Raw genomic sequence first — 17,793 nt, 5'->3', positions numbered from 1 at the left:
ACGGTGCCGCGACGGAACGGTAACCGTCACCGCCGCCCCCGGTGCGGCCGCCCCACCGGCGCGCCGCGGGACCCGCTCCCTCCCGGACCCCCTCGGAGGGAGGAGGTGGAGAACCGGTGCTCAAGGTCACGCGCATCCCGTCCGATCCGCTCTCCATGACCCGCAAGCTCCGTCCCTGGCACCGCGACCGCGGTCCGGCCCGGACCTCCGCACCCACCCTGTCCGACCGCCTCCTGGCCGTGACCGACCAGGGTGTCTACGCCGTCGACACGGCCGGCCGCTGCGTGCTGGCCAACGATGCGGCCGCGCGCATGCTGCGGACCGCTCGCCCGCTCCTGCTGGGCGCCCAGGTGCACGACGAGCACCACGGCCGGCCGGTCGACGAGTCCCCCGCCGCCTGCCCGTTGTGCGCACCGCTGCACACCGGCCGCCCGGCACGGGGGACGGCGCCGCTCACCGCGGTCGACGGCAGCACGCTCACCGTGGACTACGTCAGCTCGCTGGTGAGCCACGACGGGGAGCCGATCGCCGTCTTCTGGTTCGAGGACGTCGCACCGCGGCACCAGACCGAGTCGGCGCTGCAGCAGCTGGAGACGAAGTACCGCGCGGTCACCGAGTCGGCCAGCGACGCGATCGTCTCCGCCGACGCCCGCGGGCTGATCGTGAGCTGGAACCGCGGCGGCGAGGTCATGTTCGGCTACACCGCCGAGGACGTCGTGGGCAAGCCGCTGACCATGCTGATGCCGGAGCGGTACCGCGATGCCCACGAGCGCGGCATGGGCCGGTTCCTGCTCACCGGGGAGCCCCGCGTCATCGGCTCCGGTGCCGTCGAGGTGCACGCGCTGCGGGCGGACGGCACCGAGTTCCCGGTGGAGCTCTCGCTCTCGCACTGGGTCGGGGCGGAGGGCCGGTTCTTCACCGGGATCCTGCGGGACATCACCGAGCGCAAGCGGGCCGAGGAGGCGCTGGCCCGGGAGGCCGGCTTCGTCCGGCTCCTGCAGCAGGTCAGCGTCGCGTCCAACGAGACCTCCAGCGGGCGGGAGGCGCTCGAGACCGGGCTGCGGATGATCGCCGAGCACACCGGCTGGCCGGTCGGCCACATCTACCTGGTGGACGAGGACGGCGAGACGCTGCGCTCCTCCAACATCTGGGTGCACCCCGACGACGAGCGGTACCTGCCCTTCCTGCAGGCCAGCACCGCGAGCTCCTTCCGCGCCGGCACCGGGCTGCCCGGACGGGTCCTGGCGTCCAAGCAGCCCAGGTGGGTCGTCGACGTCACCGCCGACGACAACTTCCCCCGGCGCGACGCCGCCCGGGACAGCGGGCTGGCCGCGGCCTTCGCCTTCCCGGTCCTGGTCGGCAGCGAGGTCACCGCCGTCCTGGAGTTCTTCACCTCCGAGCCGCTGCAGGCCGACGGCGCCCTCTGCGAGGTCATGGGGCAGATCGGCACGCAGCTGGGCCGGGTGGTCGAGCGCGAGCTGGCCCAGGACCGGCTGACCCACCACGCCCTGCACGACCCGCTGACCGGCCTCCCCAACCGGACGCTGCTGCTCGACCGGCTGGAGGTCGCCCTGGCGCAGCGCAACCGCGGGGGGATCGCCGTGGTCTTCATCGACCTCGACCACTTCAAGCTGGTCAACGACAGCCTTGGGCACGCCGCCGGCGACACCCTGATCGCCGCTGCCGCCACCCGGCTGCGTGCCGTCGTGCGACCCGGGGACACCGTCGCCCGCTTCGGCGGTGACGAGTTCGTCGTCCTCGCCGAGTCCGCCATCGGGGAGCGGGACGCCGAGGGGCTGGCCGAGCGGCTGGCCGGGGCGCTGGCCGAGCCGTTCGACCTGGCCGGCAACGAGGTCTTCGTGACCGCCAGCATCGGCATCGCCGTGTCCGACGGCCTGGACGAGGACGCCCACAGCCTGCTCCGGGACGCCGACGCGGCCATGTACCGGGCGAAGGAGGCCGGGCGCGCCCGGTACGAGGTCTTCGACTCCCTCATGCGGGCCGGCGCGGTCCGCCGGTTGGAGATCGTCAACGACCTGCACCGCGCGCTCGAGCGCGACCAGTTCGTGCTGCACTTCCAGCCGCAGATCGACCTGCGCACCAACACCCTCATCGGTGTCGAGGCGCTGCTGCGCTGGGTGCACCCCGACCGCGGGCTGGTCCCGCCGATGGAGTTCATCCCGGTCGCCGAGGAGACCGGCCTGATCAACGAGCTCGGGCGGTGGGTGCTGCGGGCGGCGTGCCAGCAGGGCCGGGTCTGGCTCGACCGGTTCCCCGACCGCCAGCCCCTGGTCATGAGCGTCAACCTCTCGGGCCGCCAGCTCGGCCAGCCGCGGCTGGCCGACGAGGTCGCCGCCGCGCTCGAGGACTCCGGCTTCCCCCCGCACCTGCTGGTGCTGGAGATCACCGAGAGCGTCCTCATGAACGACACCGCGACGACGATCCAGACCCTGGAGGCGCTCAAGCTGCTCGGCGTCCGCCTGGCGATCGACGACTTCGGCACCGGCTACTCGTCGCTGACCTACCTGCAGCGCTTCCCCATCGACATCCTCAAGATCGACAAGTCCTTCGTCGACGGGCTCGGTGGCACGAACCTCGAGGAGTCGGCGGTGACCCGCACGATCGTCTCGCTGGCCAAGACGCTGCGGCTGGAGACCGTCGCCGAGGGCGTCGAGCGCAGCGAGCACGTGCGCGAGCTGCAGAGCCTGAACTGCGACATCGGCCAGGGCTACTTCTTCGCCCGGCCGCTGGACGCCGGCGCGCTGACCTCCCTCATGAGCCAGCCGGACACCCCGGTCGCGGCGCTCGGCGTCCTCACCGAGGCCGATCGCCTGCTCGGCTCGCACTGACCTCCACTCCCCCTCCCCTCCGACCTAGGGAACCCCCATGCCCGGCTCGATCGGCGAGCACCTGCTGCAGGAGCGCTACGGCACCGCCAGCCGCGCCCGCGGCTTCTACAACCACCAGATGCTCGACCACCTCAACGACCACATGCGGGAGTTCGTGGGCCGCATGGAGATGGTCTTCGTCGCGACGTCCGACGCCTCCGGCGAGGCCGACTGCTCCTTCCGCGCCGGCCCGCCCGGGTTCGTGTGCGTGCTGGACGACCGGACCCTGGCCTACCCCGAGTACCGGGGGAACGGGGTCATGGCCAGCCTCGGCAACATCGTCGAGAACGGGCACATCGGCCTGCTGTTCCTCGACTTCTGCGGCGACGCCATCGGGCTGCACGTCAACGGCCGCGCGTCGATCCTGGAGAACGACGACCTGCTCGCCCGGCCCGACCTGCCCGACAGCGTCCTCGACGGGCTGCTGCAGGACGGCGGACGGCGTCCCGAGCGGTGGGTCGCCGTGGACGTGGTCGAGGCCTACATCCACTGCTCCAAGCACATCCCGCAGATGGTCAAGCGGTCCGAGGTGCGCCAGGCGTGGGGCACCGACGACGTCGTCCGCAAGGGCGGGGACTACTTCAAGGCCAAGCACTCGACCCGTCCGTGGGTCGACGACGTGGCCGCGAGCGCTCCGGTCCAGGGCGGGGTCTCCTGATGCCCCGGACCGTCCCCGAGGCCGCCGCGGAGACCACGGCGCAGGCCGTGGCCAAGGCGGCCGCGGTCCAGAGCCCGGCCGGTTACCTCAAGAGCTCGGTGCTGGCAGGGGTCTACGTCGGGTTCGCCGTCGTGCTCCTCGTGAGCGTCTCCGCTCCCCTGTCCGCAACCGGCTCCCCGGCGACCAGGCTGGTGCAGGGAGCCGTCTTCGGTCTCGCGCTCACCCTCGTCGTCTTCGCCGGCGCGGAGCTGTTCACGGGCAACGTCATGGTGATGGCGCACGGGATCAGCCGGCGGGCCACCGCCCGGCGGTCCGCCGGGCTCGTCGGGGCGCTCTCCCTCCTCGGCAACGCGGTCGGCTCCCTGGCCCTGGCCGGCGCCGTGCACCTGAGCGGGGTGCTCGGCTCGCCGGCGGGCGCGACGGGACCGTCACCGGCCGTGGCACTGCTCGACGGCATCGTCACGGCCAAGAACGCCGCCACCGGTCCGCAGCTGTTCTGGCGCGCGGTCCTGTGCAACGCGCTCGTCTGCCTGGCGGTCTGGATGGCCACCCGGGCCGCGACCGACGGGGCCCGGCTGGCGGTCCTGTGGTGGGGGCTGCTCGCCTTCATCGGCTCGGGCTTCGAGCACTCGATCGCCAACATGACGACCTTCTCGCTCGCCGCCCTCCAGGGGGTCGCCGACTGGTCGGACCTGGCCGGCAACCTGCTGTGGACCATCCCGGGCAACGTCGTGGGCGGTCTGCTGGTCGCGGCCGCCTATGCCACACGAGCCGCACGCAGCGGTGACGGGCTCCCCGCGCCGGCAGCCGCCTCAGCTGCCGAGCTCGTCGTGCCGGGACCTCGCCGGGCCGGCTGAGGGCTGCAGCGCCGGCGCTGGTGCTCGCGCCGAGCCCGCGGTGGCCCCCTGCAGGGTCCGCCGCCGGCCCCGTCCCGAGGCTCGCGCCGAGCCTGCGAGACGTGAGGAGGACGGGTCCGCCCACGGCGGGGCAGGGGGTCCTCTCTCAGGCCGAGCCCCCCGGCCCGGCTCCGCGCCACGGTCCGCTCCTCGCCCGCAGAGCTCGCTGCGATGCTCCCGCGGCCGTCGTCAGGCCGAGTCGCGGACCGGGGCGTCCCCGTGCTCGTGCCGCGCGCAGTGCGCGCAGCAGTAGAAGCGTCCCTCGACCACGACGCCGTGGCCGACGACCTTCACGCCGCAGTGCTCGCAGATCGGCGCCATCCTGTGGATCGCGCACTCGAAGCTGTCGAAGGTGTGCCGCGCCCCCTGGGCGACCACCTCGAAGCTCATGTCGTAGTCGTTGCCGCAGACCTCGCAGACCGCCATGGCCCCTCCTCGCGTCCGGGGTCGGTTCCTTCCCCGCCGCGGGCCGCGGGACACCGGCGGTCAGCGGTGGCGGGTTCCCGAACCGGCCAGCCGCGGCCGGAAGCTGCGGCGCACCCGGTGCCACCGGTTGGGCGTCCGCTCGGCGTCGAGCAGCTCCGTCTCGGCCAGCACCCGGTCGCCGGGCCCGAGTTCCGGCGGGACGTAGGGCACCAGCGAGCGCCCGTGCGGCCGCCGCAGGCTCTCCACCGCGGCGACCAGGCGGCCGTCGTGCGCCGCCACCGCCCGGGCCACCTCCTCGGGCGGCACGCCGAGGTGCTCGCCCAGCAGCCGGTCGCGCAGGCCGGTGACCACGGCCGAGACCTCGTCGTGGCGGGCGCCGGGCCGGGTCTCGATCGAGACGTCGCACTCGGTGTCCAGGCCCATCGAGCGGTTGTTGAGGTTCGCCGAGCCGATCCGCAGCAGCCGGTCGTCGACCACGAGGACCTTGGCGTGCACGTAGATCGGCCGCCGTCGCTCGGTGACCGGCACGTACAGCCGGAACCGGTCGTGCACGTCGGCGTCCTCGAGCATCGCGAGCAGCTTGGCGCGCGCGGTGTCCATCGCCTTCTCCTCGAGCCAGCTCGCCGAGCTCTCCGGGTTCACGACCACGACGTCGGGCCCCTCGGGTTCGGCCAGCCGCTGGGCGACGGCCTCGGCGATCCGCCGGTTGGCGAAGAACTGGCTCTCGACGTAGAGGCCGCGCCGCGCGGCAGCGATGGCGGCCAGCCACAGCAGCTCGATCTCGTGCACCAGCTCCGTACCGCCGTGCTCCGGCCGGGTGCGCGAGATGGCCACGTCGACGTCGGTGAGCAGCGGCTCGACGTCGTCCGGCCAGCACACCTCCAGGCCCTCGACCGGCTCCAGCCGGTCTCCGGTGGCGCTCTCCCACCGCTCCCGCGCCAGGTCGCCGATGGCCCGGGCGGCGTTCCCGGAGACGACGCTGGTCACGTCGTGCCAGGGCCCCGACCGGCGGCCCGAGCCCGGCCGGCGGCGCAGCGGGTGGCCGTCGCGGTGCTCGTCGGTGTCCCACCGGTCGGTGGTGACGTCGATGCCGCCGGCGAAGGCGAGGCAGTCGTCGACCACCACGATCTTCTGGTGGTGCGCGCCGCCGATCGGGTGGTGCTGGTCGACGGTGAAGGTGAGCCGGTCGGGGGTCCGCCGGTTGAGCAGCACGATCGGCGCCAGGCCGCGGACGAGCGCGATCAGCATGCCGACGTCCCAGTGCAGGACGCCGATCTCCAGCTCCGGGTTCCTCCGGACGGCGGTCTCGAGGACCCGGCCCAGCCGGTCGGCGCGTGCGGTGCCGTTCCGGCGGGGGTCGAGCTGGATGCGCGGGTCGAAGTCCCAGCCGATGAACAGCACCCGGCGGCGCGCGCGCAGCACCGACTCCTTCAGCGCCGCGAAGTAGTCGGCGGCGTCCACGAAGACGGCGAACCGGTCGGCCCGCTCGATCCGCCAGCACGTCTCCCCCGGGACCAGCAGGTCCTCGGTGGCGACCGGCCCGGCACTCCCGTCGGCCACCCCGGTCAGCCGTTGCGGCGTACGTAGGAGCTGACGAAGTCCCGCAGGCTGCGGGTGGGCCGCAGCCAGGCGCCGTCCGGCGGCAGTGCGTCGAGGCGCACCCGGTCCAGGGGGACGGCGAAGGCGCCGGGCACGTCCTCGATGTCGATGAACTCCAGCAGGTCCGAGCCGATGGCGTAGCCGGCGACCTCGCTGAACGCGACGACGGTGACCTGGGTGCCGGCGCGGGCCAGCTCCTCCAGCGGCTCGGCGAAGTTGCGGCCGTCACCGGAGAAGACGACCAGCCGGCGGAGCCGGTGGCTGTGCTGGCGGACCTCGATGTGGTCGAGCATCGCCTGGTCGATGTCGTCGTCGGGCTGCTGCTTGGGCCGGGCGAAGACGGCGAAGCCGAAGCTGCGCAGCGCCTCGACCCAGCGCTGCAGGCTGCCCACCACCGGCGGGATGTTGGCGAAGACGCACGCCTCGACCTCGGGGGCGTCGATCGCGCCGGGGTCGCCGGCGCCCTCGACGAACCACGCGGCGATCGCGTCGAAACGGGGGCGCGAGGCCGCGGTGGGGCGGGCCCCGATCACCGTCGAGAGGGTCATGTCGATGTTCGGCGCGTCCCAGATGAGCAGGTCCAGCGCCGGGCGTGCCCGCCCGTCGAACGCGTCGGTGTCGGGCGTGGTCCCCGCGGCGACGTCCAGGTCGGTCACGTGTCCTCCTCGCTGACGCTCGTCGTGCCACGTGCCCGACGGCGGTGCTGTGTCCTCCGGGGACCTCGCACGCTCGGTCCCCGGGGCAGTCTGCCCGGCCGGGGGCGGATCGGAGGACGGCGCACCCGTCGTGCGTGGTGGCCCGCCCGGTGACGTGGCCCGTCGCGGCGTGCGGCGGCGCAGCCGGCGGGCCCGCGCCGGGCCGCTCAGCGGGTGCGGGTCCGCAGCGCGAAGGCGCACGAGTCACCACCCGCTGCCCGGACCCGGGACGCCCACCGCAGGACGTCGGAGGCCGGCATCGGCTGGGCGAGGAGGTAACCCTGGGCGAGGTCGCAGCCGGCGTCGCGGACCATCTGCAGGTGCGCGGGCGTCTCCACGCCCTCGGCGACCGAGCGGATCCCGAGGGTGCGGGCCAGCGAGACGATCGCGGCCAGCACCGGTCCGGTGCCGTGGGCCGCCAGGCGGGCGGCGGCGGTCAGCAGCGAGCGGTCGATCTTGAGCGTGCCGATGGGCAGCGCGAGCAGCTGGGCGAGGGAGGACCAGCCGGTCCCGAAGTCGTCGATCGCCACCGTCACGCCCGAGCTCTGGAGCACGGCGAGCTGGTCCTCGGCGCGGGTGGGGTCCTCGGCGACGCTGGTCTCGGTCAGCTCCAGCACCAGGCTCTCCGGGGCGAGCCCGGAGTCGTGCAGCGCCACCCGCACGTCGTGGACCAGCGTCTCGGCGGAGAAGTGCCGGGCGCTGATGTTGACCGACATGCGCAGCGGCAGCCCCTGCTCGGCCCACGCCGCGGCCTGCCGGGTGGTCTCGCCGAGCAGCCAGCGGGTGATCGGGATCAGCTGGCCGGTCTCCTCGGCCACGGAGAGGAAGGCGTCGGGGGTGAGCAGCCCCCGCTCGGGGTGCTGCCAGCGCAGCAGCGCCTCCACGCCCTCGATCTCGCCGGTGTCCACCCGGACCACCGGCTGGTAGTGGACGACGAACTCGTCGACGGCGCCGTCCCGCAGCCGGTTGGCCACCTCCAGCCGCCACCGCGCCGCCTCGCGCAACCCCGGCGAGAAGACGTGGACGCGGTCGCGGCCGGCGCCCTTCGCGGCGAAGGCGGCGGCGTCGGCGTCGCTGAGCAGCTGGTGGGCCCGGTCGGCGCCGGGCGCGGCGGCGGCGACGCCGATGCTGGCCGACAGCGGCACCGAGATGCCCGCGGCGTGGAAGGGGCGGGAGAAGGAGCTCTGCAGCCGGAAGGCCAGGGCCGCGGCCTCGGCGGTGTCGCAGTCGCGGGCGAGGACGAGGAACTGGTCGGCGCCCAGCCGCCCCACGGCGTCCTCCGGGCGGACCTGCTCGGCGAGCCGGCCACCGACCTGGCGCAGCAGCTCGTCCCCGACCTCGTGGCCGAGGGAGTCGTTGACGGTCTTGAACCCGTCGAGGTCGAGGAAGAGCAGCGCCGCCCGGCCGGCGCCGTCCTGCAGCGCCTCGCCGATGAGCTGCAGCAGCCGGGCGCGGTTGGGCAGGCCGGTGAGGTCGTCGTGGCTGGCCCGCCAGGCCAGCGCCTGCTGGTCGCGGACCCGCTCGGTGATGTCGGTGTGGGTGACGATGACCCGGTCGGAGGCGTCCACCCGGGCGGCCTGCAGGCGGAACCACGCGGTGTCCGCGCCGACCTGGTGCGGGTAGTCGCAGGTGAACGTGGACGCCGGGTTCCTGGTGTCGGTGAGCCTCCGCAACCCCGCGGCGATCCCGGCGTGGTGCTCGGCGTCGACGTACCGCGCCATCGCGTCCAGGTAGCGCTCGCCGACCGGGGCGGACCGGTCGCCGCTGCGTTCGAGCACCTCCCCGTTCGCCGTCCACGCCCGGTTCACCATCTCGATCCGGCCGTCGCCCGTCAGCACCACCGTGGCCGGGGGCAGCGCCTCGAGGACGGCGCCCAGCTGCCGCAGCTCGGCGACGCGCTGCTGGTCGGCGCGGTGCTGGTCGTCGACGTCGCGGAGGAAGGCGGTGAGCCCGCCGGCGTCGGCGAAGGCGCGGATCTCGAACCAGCGGTCCAGCGGCGGGTAGAAGTACTGGAACTCGCGGACCCGTCCGTCGGCGAGCACTGCCCGGTAGACGTCCTCGATGACCGTGCCGAGCGTCTCGGGGAAGCACTCGAAGGCGTAGCGGCCGATCATCTCGTCGGCCCGGCGGCCGAGGAGCCGCTCGGCGGCGGCGTTCACGTAGGTGAACCGCCACCTGCGGTCGATCCGGTAGACGGCGTCGGTGATCGAGGAGAAGGGGTCGGCTGGAGCGACGTGCCCACTCGGAACGTGACCGTGCACCCTTCCCGCTCTCTCTCCCCCTGCGGAAGACGTCAGGTCCTCGTCCCGGGGCCCGCACCCCTCCACGGTCCCCTCACGACGGCGCCGGGCGCCCGACGTACGACCGAGGGTAACCACACGGATGCAATTCAGACAGGGGAGACCCGGGCTCGCCCGAGGATCGCGCCGACCGGCGTGCCCCCGGGCAGGGTGCCGAGGACCGCGCCCCAGTCGCCGTCCAGCCGGGTCGCGCAGAAGGTGTCGGCGACCTCCGCCGGGGCGTGCCGCAGGAGCAGCGAGGCCTGCAGGCACAGGGCGAGCAGGCCGGCGATGCGGCGGGCGCGCACGGGGAGCTGCTCGGGGTCGGCCAGCTCGGCGGCCAGCCGGCCGACCGCGGCGTCGAGCCGGGCGTCGGCGCCGCGGGCGAGGTCGATCTCGGCGCGGACGGCGGCCAGGGACGCCGAGGAGCGGCCCATCGCACGGAGGACGTCGAGGGCGATGACGTTGCCCGACCCCTCCCAGATGCTGTTCAGCGGCGCCTGACGGTAGAGCCGGGGCATGCCGGACTCCTCGACGTAGCCGTTGCCGCCGAGCACCTCGAGCGCCTCGGCGACGGCCGTCGGGGTGCGCTTGCAGACCCAGAACTTCGCGGCGGCCCCGGCGAGGCGGAGGAAGTCGGACTCGCCCGCGTCGACGGCGGCGGCCAGCCGGACGGCGAGCGCGGTGGCGGCCTCGCTCTCCACGGCCAGGTCGGCGAGGACGTTCTGCATCAGCGGCTGGTCGGCCAGCAGCGCGCCGAAGGCCCGCCGGTGCCGGGCGTGGTGGATCGCCTGGGTGAGGGCGGCGCGGACGGTGGCGGCCGAACCGAGCACGCAGTCCAGCCGCGTGGTGTTGACCATCTCGATGATGGTCCGGACGCCGCGGCCGGGCTCGCCGACCAGCCACGCCGTCGTCCCCTCGAACTCGACCTCGCTCGAGGCGTTGGCGCGGTCGCCGAGCTTGTCCTTGAGCCGCTGCAGCCGGAACACGTTGCGGGTGCCGTCGGGCAGCACCCGCGGGACGAGGAAGCAGGAGACGCCCTCGGGCAGCTGGGCGAGGACGAGGAACAGGTCGCTCATCGGGGCGCTGGTGAACCACTTGTGCCCGGTCAGCGCACACGTCCCGTCGGGGTTCGGGACGGCGCGGGTGGTGTTGGCGCGGACGTCGGAGCCGCCCTGCTTCTCGGTCATGCCCATGCCGGCGACCAGGCCGCGCTTGCCGGTCGGCTCGGCGAGGCCGAACTCGTAGGCGGGAGCCGTGAGGCCCGGCTCGTACCGCTCCGCGAGTTCGGGGGCGGCGCGCAGCGCGGGGACGGCGGCGTAGGTCATGGTCACCGGGCAGCCGTGCCCCATCTCGACCTGCGTCCAGCCGAGGTAGCCGACGGCGCGGCGGACGTGCGCGTGCGGCTCGGGTGACGCCCACGGGACCCCGGCCAGGCCGTGCTCGACGGCGGTGCGCATGAGGTCGTGCCAGGCCGGGTGGAACTCGACCTCGTCGACCCGGTGGCCGTACCGGTCGTGCGTCCTCAGTCGCGGCGGGTTCTCGTTCGCCAGCCGGCCCCACTCCTGCGCCTGCCCGCTGCCGGCCAGCGCGCCGAGCGCCTTCAGCGAGTCGAGCGTGGTGACGTCGGCGTGCCGGACGCAGGCCTCGGCCAGGGCGGCGTCGCCGGCGATGGGGTCGTGACCGACCAGCGGCGGGACCTGGTTGGTGACCTCGTGCGTGACGCCCATGGCCGAACCGTACGACGGGACCGTGGTCCTCCGGGCCACACCGCGATCAGGTGCCGTTCCCCTGCCACGCTGAGCCCCTCGTCGTTCCTCGCGGGACCCTGCGGGCCCCACTCGCTCACGACACCCGGGCGGTGGACGCCTCCTCACCGGCGTGGGCGATGTGGGCGAGCAGCCCGCCGACGAGCGGACCGGCGGCGAGGACGATGCCGTCGCCGAGGTCGCCCACCCAGGACGACCCGACCAGCCAGCGGAACGGCGTCCCCATCCGGGCGGGCAGCGCCGCCTCCACCAGCCCCCGCACGGCACGCACTGCAGGTACCGCCTCCGACGCCCGTCCGCCGGATTCCCGGGACGCACGCCTGCTGCACGTTCCACGTGGAACGCGCGACAGGCGTGCGTCGTCGTCGGTCAGGCGGCGGTGGCCAGGGGTGGGCCGGTGCGCTGGGGTCCGGTGCGGATCTCGGTGCCATCCGGCCGCCAGGTGCGCCATCGGCCGTCGGGTTGTCGTTCGACCCGGAAGCCGTGGTGGACCTTCGTGTGGTGCCGCTCGCACAACAGCGCGGAGTTCTCCAGGTTGGTCTCTCCGCCGTTGACCCACTCGAGCAGGTGGTGGACGTCGCACCAGGACGTCGGGGCCCCGCAGCCGGTGAACACGCACCCACCGTCGCGGACCTCGGCGGCGCGGCGGACGTGGGGTGGCACCAAGCGGACGCTGCGCCCGTAGTCCAGCGGCATCCCGTCCGGACCCATCACGATCCGGGTGACCTGCCCGTCGCAGGCCAGCCACCGGGCCCGCGCGGCGGAGATCGTCGCGCCGAACCCGGTCTCGGCCGCACCCGGCCCGGTGGCCGGGGCAGTCAGGTCCCCGATGCCGATCGTGACGATCACCTGCGGCTCGTGGCCGCGCAAGGTCGGCAGGGTGCCGGCGGCCAGCTGGTTGTCGCACAGCTGCACCAGCGCGTCGGCGTGCTGCTGGTGACGGGTGCGCTCGTCCCCGGCGCACCGGCCGGCCTACACCACCGACTCCAGCGCGGTCTGCAGCCTCTCCCCGCCGACGGCGTCCAGGTCGAACCGGCCGGTGATGCTGCCGTCGGCGTGCTTGGTGATGGCCAGCCGCCGCCCTTCGGTGGGATCGGGCTCCGGGCCGTCGGCGTCGAGCCGGTCCAGGTAGTGGTGCACCGCCCTGGCGGTGTCGGCGTGTGGGCTGGCCTGGGCCACGTCGGTGAGCACGGCGTCCACCACGGTCAGGTCGACGTCCTGGTCCGCGGCCAGCCCGAGCGCCCCGGGCTCGGCCACCCGGCCGATCAGCGCCGCCTGCTCGGCGGTCACCGCACCCGCGGCGAAGGCGGCGGCCATGGTCGGCAGGTGCTCCAGCGCGCGACCGGTGCGCACCACCCGGGCGGCCTCGGTGACCGACAGGTGCCCGTGGCCGCGCAGCCAGGAGGCCATCGTCTTCAGCCCGTCGAGCTCCTCGGCACCGGACACCTCGGCCTCCCGCACGGTGCGGGCCACCTCGGCGGCGATCCGGTTCTGCGCGGCCAGCAGCGGGCGCAGCCGGTCCAGCAGCGCCGGGCCGAACAGGGGGCTGAGGTCCTCGACGGCCAGGGCGTCGAGGGAGGCCATCAGCTCGTCCACGACACCTCTCACCGGATCGATCAGGTGTTCGAAGTCTAGCCCGACCGACGGCACTCGGCAAGGCGGATACGCAGGTCAGCGGCTCATCCACAGATGTGCTCGTGGTCTTGACGCGAGTCGCCGACGTCCGCCCCCGACCACCGTGCGCCCGTGCGCCCGTGCACCTCGAGACCGAGCGGCTGCTCATGCCGCCCCTCTCCGGTCAGCACACCGAGACACTGACCGAGGTGTACGCCGACCCCGGATGTCGCTCGGTACATCGGCGGAGCGACCCTCGACGCCAAGGGCGCGGCGGCCCAGGTGGCACGGTTCGAGGCGGTCTGGCGCGAGCACGGCTTCGGCCAGAGCGCACTCCTCGACCGCGTGACCGGGGCCGTCCTCGGGCGGGCCGGGCTACACCCCTGGCCGCAGTGGGACGAGGTCGAGCTGGGCTCCGTCCTCGCCCGGCACGCGCAGGGGCAGGGCCTCGCCATAGGAGCCGCACGAGCCTGGCTGCACGTCGCGTTCGGCGAGCTCGGCCTGCACCGCGTCACCGCGGTGGTCCACCCCGACAACGCATCGACGAGGGAGGCCGTCAGCGCAGCGGGCGGACCAGCCGGCCGATCGCCAGGTGGGCCAGCGGCGCGTAGCCGACCACCAGCGGCGCCGGCCCGGAGACCCGCAGCCCCGTCGTGCTGCCGCCGTCCGGGCCCTCGGTGACCCAGTGCAGCAGGTGCAGCCGCACAGGGCCGAGGGACACCGTCCACGACCAGCGCCGGGCCGCCTCGTCCACCGCGTCGACGACGAAGGGCAGCGCCACCCCCAGCGGCGCGCGCACCCGACCCCGCACGCCTGCCACCAACCGCGCCACCGGCACCTCGACGCCGGCGATCTGCGGCGCCCACTCCGACCAGCGCGCGGGGACGGCGTAGCGCTCCCAGACCTCGTCCGGCCCGATGGGTCCGGTCGCGTGCAGGGTCAGGGTCGTCACGAGGCCCCCTCGCCGGCCAGTGGACGGACGTGGCACTGCACCACGACGGCCGTCAACCCCTCGTCGGACCCCGACGTGTGGTCCTCCCCCGGCGACCACAGCGCCGCCTCGCCGGCTCGCAGCGGCCGACGGTCACCCGACGCCCCGGACACCCAGCCGCGGCCGGAGACGACCAGGAACAGCAGCCACAGCCGGGTCGGGTGCCGTCCGATCGACCCGCCCGGCGCCAACTGGACGACGTCCACCGCGAACCCGTCCTGCGGCTCGCGCACGAGCGCCGCGCGCAGCAGTTCCACGCCCGAGCTGCCGTAGGACGACAGCTGCCGGGCGGACGGCGTGAGCAGCTCCATCAGGCCGGCGGCCCACCGAGCAGGAGCTGGCGCAGCATGTGCATCGCCAGGGCCACCGACCGGTGCCGCACCGCCGACCGCGAGCCGGGCAGCACGACCGAGCGCGGCTGGCGCCCGTCGGGCCCGACGGCGCACAGGTGGACGGTGCCGACCGGCTTCTCCGGGGAGCCCCCGCCCGGTCCGGCGATCCCGGTGATGCCGACCCCCACGTCGGCGCCGAAGCGGGACCGCGCCCCCTCGGCCAGCGCCGCCGCGACCTCCGTGCTCACCGCGCCGCAGGACTCCAGCACCTCCGACGGGACGCCGACCAGCGCCTCCTTCGCGGAGTTCGCGTACGACGCCACCCCGCCGAGCACCCACGCCGAGGACCCGGCCCGCTCGGTGAGCCGCGCCACCAGCAGCCCGCTGGTGCACGACTCCGCCGTCGCGACGGTCAGCCCGCGGTCGGCGAACGCCGACGCCACCAGGTCGTCGACCGTGGGGCCGGTCGAGAACAGCTGCGGCCCGTGCGCCGCGCGCACCGCCTCGACCAGCCGGTCGTACTCCGGCTGCGCCTCCGAGCCGTAGCGGGTGACGATCTCCAGCTCGCCGTCCCGCAGGCAGGTGGTGACCTCCAGGGCGGGGAACTCGTGCTGCCGCAGCGTCGCCGCCAGCTGCGACTCGAGCGTCCCCCACAGCCGCAGCGTCTCCTGGCGCAGCTCGCTGCGGTCGGCCAGCGCCCGCTGCACCGGCTCGGCGGCCAGCGCCGCCGGCCACATCCCCTGCAGCTCCGACGGCGGCCCGGGGAGGACGACGACCACCGGTCCGTCCCGCTCCTCCGCCGGGGGGACGACGAGACCCGGCGCCGTCCCGACCGGCGGCAGCACGATCGCCCCCTCGGGCACGAGCGCCTGCTTGCGGACGCCGGCCGCCGTGGCCTCGGGGTCGGCACGCCACCCGCGGCCGTCCATGAGGCCCTCGACGATCCCGGCGATCTGCCGCTCCAGCTCCGGGTCGACCGACGACGGCCGGCCCTGCACCTCGCCGACGACCTGCGCGGTCAGGTCGTCGGCGGTCGGGCCGAGCCCGCCGGTGGTGAGGACGACGTCCTCGTCGGCGAGGAAGCGCAGCGCGTTGCGCAGGTCCTCGGGCCGGTCCCCGACGACCAGCACCGCGCCGACGTCCACCCCGAGCCGGCGCAGCTCCTCGGCCAACCACGGGCCGTTGCGGTCGCTCACCCGGCCGGTGAGCACCTCGGTACCGGTGACGACGATCCCTGCACGCACGGCCACCCGGCCGACCCTAGTGAGACCTCGGCCCGCCCGCGTTTCCTGCCGGGCCGCCGGCCGCCCCGCCGCTAGCGTGCGGTGACGAACCGGTCCGGCGCGTGCCCGCGCTCGAGCGAGGAGGAACCGTGACGCACTCGAGTCCCACCCCCGAGCCACCGGCACCGCGCCATCCGACCGAGGCTGGCACGCAGGGGATCGCGTTCACCGCCGCCGGCGCGACCGCCGCCGGCACGCACCACCTGCCCCGGGTGGACGCCGACCCGCTGCCCGGCGGGGTGCAGCCCACCGGCCCGGTCGGCGCGATGCCCGGACCGCCCGGCACCGCGGCCGCCGACCCGGCCTTCGGCCTGCCGCTCACCGCCGGGGAGGGCATCCGTCGGGCCCGTGCCCGGACGTCGCGCCCGCCCCGCACCCCGCGGCCCGCCCGGACCCCTCGCACCGCGCGCCCGCCGCAGGAACGCGCCGCCCGCATCGGCACCGGCCTCACCGCGCTCTCCCTGCTGCTGCTCCAGCTGGGCCTCGGCCTGGGCTTCGGCGAGACGCCGCTGTGGTCGGCCGTGACGTTGTGGTCGGTCTTCGCGACCCTCGCCACCCTCGTCGGCGCGCTGCCGTTCGCCGGCCGCGTCGTCCCGGCGGCCCGGCAGCACCCCGACGCGGCGTGGAAGGCCGCGGCCGCCGGGCTGACCGGCGTGGCCGTGTTCTGGGTGCTGGTCGTGCTGCCGCAGGTCGGCAGCGACCGCGGCTTCGTCCTCACCGCCGCGCTGGCCGCCCTCGGCGCCGCCCTCTGGATCGCCCCCAGCCGCAGCCGGGGCTGACGAGGGCGAACAGCGGCGGCTCAGCCCCGGCCGTTCCCCCGGCCGGAGTCGTCGGGCTTCGCCCCGTCCCTGCCCCTCCCCCTGTCCTCGCTCCGGCCCGGGCCCGACCCGCCGTCCGCGTCGTCGTCGACGACCACCGGAGCGGGAACCGGTGCGGGCGCGGGAGCCGGAGCCGGCGCGGGGACCGGGGCCGGGGCAGGAGCGGGGGCAGGGTCCGGTGCGGGGCCGAGCGGTTCCACGACGGGCGCCGGGGCGGGTTCGGGAACGACCGGTGCGGGAGCCGGGGCCGGCGGGGCCACCGCGACCGTCAGCGTGACGAGGTCGCCCCGCGCCAGCGCACCGACCGGACCGAGCGCGACCACCGACCCCGCGGGGACGTCGGAGCGCTCCACGGTCTCGCGCTGCACCCGCAGGCCCAGCGCCGCGAGCTCGGCCTCGACCTCGTCGGCAGGGCGCCCGACGTGGTCGGCGGCCGCGACCACCAGCGCCGCCACCGGCGCCGCCGGCGCGCTGGTCGGTGCCGCGGGGTCGGCGACGGCCACCTTCGTCTCGGCGACCCCGCTGTCGAGCACCTGCAGCGCCCCTCCGCCCAGCCCGACGCCGAGCAGCAGCGCGGCCGCCGGCACCAGCAGCCGTCGGCGGCGGGAGCCCCCGGCCGGCAGCGCGGCGGTGGGCGGCGGCAGCGGTGCCAGGGAGCGGCCGGCGCGGACGGCGTCGACGGCCGCACGGAAGGCGGCGCCGTCGGGGAAGCGCAGCGCCGGGTCCTTGACCATCGCGCGGGCGACGAGGGTGCGCACCACCTCGGGGAGGTCGTCGGGCAACGGCGCGGGCTCGTCGCGGATCTGCGCCAGCGCGATCTGCACCGGGCTCTCGCCGTCGAAGGCGCGGCGGCCGGCCAGGCACTCGTAGGTGATCGCCCCGAGTGCGTAGACGTCGCTGGCCGGGCCGGCCTTGCCGCCGTCGGCCTGCTCCGGCGACAGGTAGTGCGCGGTGCCGACCACCTGGCCGGTGCGGGTGAGCGGCACGCTCGACGCCGACCAGGCGATCCCGAAGTCGGTGATCTTCACGACGCCGTCCCAGCCGACCAGCACGTTGCCGGGCTTGACGTCGCGGTGCACCACCCCGGCGGCGTGCGCCACGGCCAGCGCCGCGGCGGTCTGCCGCACGATGTCCAGCGTCCGCTGCGGGTCCAGCCGGCCGCAGCGGGTCAGCAGCGCCGACAGCGGCTCGCCCTCGACGAGCTCCATCACCAGGTAGGCGCAGGTCTCCCCGCCGGCTGCCACGACCTCGCCGTAGTCGTGCAGGGCGGCGATGTTGGGGTGCACCAGTCGGGCGGTGTGGTGTGCCTCGGCGCGGAACCGGGCGAGGAAGGTGGGGTCGCCGGTGTACTCGCTGCGCAGCACCTTGACCGCGACCGGCCGGTCGAGCAGCACGTCGTGCGCTCGCCAGACCTGGCCCATGCCGCCGGTGGCGAGCAGCGAGCGCAGCGCGTAGCGACCGCCGAGCGTGCGCACCCCCGGCTCAGCCACCCGTGCCTCCAGCCCGCAGCCATCCCCCGCGACCCCTCAGCGTGCCAGCCGGGAC

At 75.1% G+C, this 17,793-nt stretch carries 15 protein-coding genes and 2 pseudogenes; 5 read left to right on the top strand and 12 right to left on the bottom strand.

Going from position 1 to position 17,793, the window contains the following annotated elements; all coding sequences use genetic code 11:
* Nucleotides 1-116: 116 nt before the first annotated feature.
* The 3 genes from BLS21_RS17085 to BLS21_RS17075 are packed head-to-tail and all read left to right on the top strand — an operon-like array spanning nt 117 to nt 4,403.
* Nucleotides 117-2,849: a sensor domain-containing protein gene (locus tag BLS21_RS17085; RefSeq protein ID WP_091221154.1), complete on the top strand. Its 2,733-nt coding sequence runs from the start codon at nt 117-119 to the stop codon at nt 2,847-2,849.
* A gap of 37 nt (nt 2,850-2,886) precedes the next feature.
* Nucleotides 2,887-3,546, top strand: a complete 660-nt coding sequence (locus BLS21_RS17080) for a pyridoxamine 5'-phosphate oxidase family protein (RefSeq protein ID WP_091221151.1) — start codon at nt 2,887-2,889, stop codon at nt 3,544-3,546.
* On the top strand, nt 3,546-4,403 hold the full coding sequence (locus BLS21_RS17075) for a formate/nitrite transporter family protein (protein WP_091221149.1): 858 nt from the start codon (nt 3,546-3,548) through the stop codon (nt 4,401-4,403). The genes BLS21_RS17080 and BLS21_RS17075 overlap by 1 nt, the downstream gene beginning before the upstream one ends.
* 228 nt (nt 4,404-4,631) lie before the next feature.
* Here BLS21_RS17075 and BLS21_RS17070 read toward each other — a convergent pair whose 3' ends face one another.
* The 8 genes and pseudogenes from BLS21_RS17070 to BLS21_RS17040 all read right to left on the bottom strand — a co-directional run.
* The gene (locus BLS21_RS17070) at nt 4,632-4,868 is read right to left on the bottom strand and encodes a hypothetical protein (RefSeq protein WP_091221146.1); all 237 of its coding nucleotides are present in this window, start codon (nt 4,866-4,868) and stop codon (nt 4,632-4,634) included.
* A 60-nt stretch (nt 4,869-4,928) separates the two neighbouring features.
* Nucleotides 4,929-6,428 carry a phospholipase D-like domain-containing protein gene (locus BLS21_RS17065; protein WP_091221143.1) on the bottom strand — a complete coding sequence of 500 codons (1,500 nt, stop codon included), beginning with the start codon at nt 6,426-6,428 and terminating at the stop codon, nt 4,929-4,931.
* 5 nt (nt 6,429-6,433) lie between these two features.
* Nucleotides 6,434-7,123, bottom strand: a complete 690-nt coding sequence (locus tag BLS21_RS17060; protein WP_245700502.1) for an NYN domain-containing protein — start codon at nt 7,121-7,123, stop codon at nt 6,434-6,436.
* Nucleotides 7,124-7,329: 206 nt separating this feature from the next.
* A complete protein-coding gene (locus BLS21_RS17055) occupies nt 7,330-9,423 on the bottom strand; it encodes a putative bifunctional diguanylate cyclase/phosphodiesterase (RefSeq protein WP_091221142.1) in 2,094 nt (697 codons plus the stop codon).
* 128 nt (nt 9,424-9,551) lie between these two features.
* Nucleotides 9,552-11,171 carry an acyl-CoA dehydrogenase family protein gene (locus BLS21_RS17050; RefSeq protein ID WP_091221139.1) on the bottom strand — a complete coding sequence of 540 codons (1,620 nt, stop codon included), beginning with the start codon at nt 11,169-11,171 and terminating at the stop codon, nt 9,552-9,554.
* A 115-nt stretch (nt 11,172-11,286) separates the two neighbouring features.
* Nucleotides 11,287-11,472, bottom strand: a complete 186-nt coding sequence (locus tag BLS21_RS17045) for a hypothetical protein (RefSeq protein ID WP_139177179.1) — start codon at nt 11,470-11,472, stop codon at nt 11,287-11,289.
* Between the two features lie 107 nt (nt 11,473-11,579).
* A complete protein-coding gene (locus tag BLS21_RS26345; RefSeq protein ID WP_342705878.1) occupies nt 11,580-11,825 on the bottom strand; it encodes an HNH endonuclease signature motif containing protein in 246 nt (81 codons plus the stop codon).
* A gap of 21 nt (nt 11,826-11,846) precedes the next feature.
* Nucleotides 11,847-12,794: pseudogene (locus BLS21_RS17040) on the bottom strand (DUF222 domain-containing protein); the annotation flags it as partial.
* 270 nt (nt 12,795-13,064) lie between these two features.
* Here BLS21_RS17040 and BLS21_RS26455 point away from each other — a divergent pair.
* A pseudogene (locus BLS21_RS26455) lies at nt 13,065-13,358 on the top strand (GNAT family N-acetyltransferase); the annotation flags it as partial.
* Nucleotides 13,359-13,380: 22 nt separating this feature from the next.
* Here the strand turns inward: BLS21_RS26455 and BLS21_RS25980 are convergent.
* Genes BLS21_RS25980 through BLS21_RS17020 form a run of 3 tightly spaced genes read right to left on the bottom strand, consistent with a single transcriptional unit; the run spans nt 13,381 to nt 15,397 of the window.
* On the bottom strand, nt 13,381-13,776 hold the full coding sequence (locus tag BLS21_RS25980) for an SRPBCC family protein (protein ID WP_245700501.1): 396 nt from the start codon (nt 13,774-13,776) through the stop codon (nt 13,381-13,383).
* Nucleotides 13,773-14,126 (bottom strand): cupin domain-containing protein, encoded by a 354-nt coding sequence (locus tag BLS21_RS17025; protein WP_091221132.1) that lies wholly within the window; start codon nt 14,124-14,126, stop codon nt 13,773-13,775. The genes BLS21_RS25980 and BLS21_RS17025 overlap by 4 nt, the downstream gene beginning before the upstream one ends.
* Entirely contained in the window at nt 14,126-15,397 is a 1,272-nt protein-coding gene (locus BLS21_RS17020; RefSeq protein ID WP_091221129.1) for a competence/damage-inducible protein A, read from the bottom strand. The genes BLS21_RS17025 and BLS21_RS17020 overlap by 1 nt, the downstream gene beginning before the upstream one ends.
* Before the next feature lie 122 nt (nt 15,398-15,519).
* Here BLS21_RS17020 and BLS21_RS17015 point away from each other — a divergent pair, with 122 nt between their 5' ends.
* Nucleotides 15,520-16,209, top strand: coding sequence for a hypothetical protein (locus BLS21_RS17015; protein ID WP_091221126.1), 690 nt, complete (start codon nt 15,520-15,522; stop codon nt 16,207-16,209).
* Between the two features lie 20 nt (nt 16,210-16,229).
* On the opposite strand, the gene BLS21_RS17010 is transcribed toward BLS21_RS17015, so the two are convergent.
* Entirely contained in the window at nt 16,230-17,738 is a 1,509-nt protein-coding gene (locus tag BLS21_RS17010) for a Stk1 family PASTA domain-containing Ser/Thr kinase (RefSeq protein ID WP_245700500.1), read from the bottom strand.
* Nucleotides 17,739-17,793 lie beyond the last annotated feature (55 nt).

Origin of the sequence: Geodermatophilus siccatus (genome assembly GCF_900103785.1) — a bacterium.
GTDB lineage: Bacteria > Actinomycetota > Actinomycetes > Mycobacteriales > Geodermatophilaceae > Geodermatophilus > Geodermatophilus siccatus.
The sequence above is the reverse complement of the archived record's forward strand: the minus strand, read 5'-3'. Positions and strand labels throughout refer to the sequence as shown.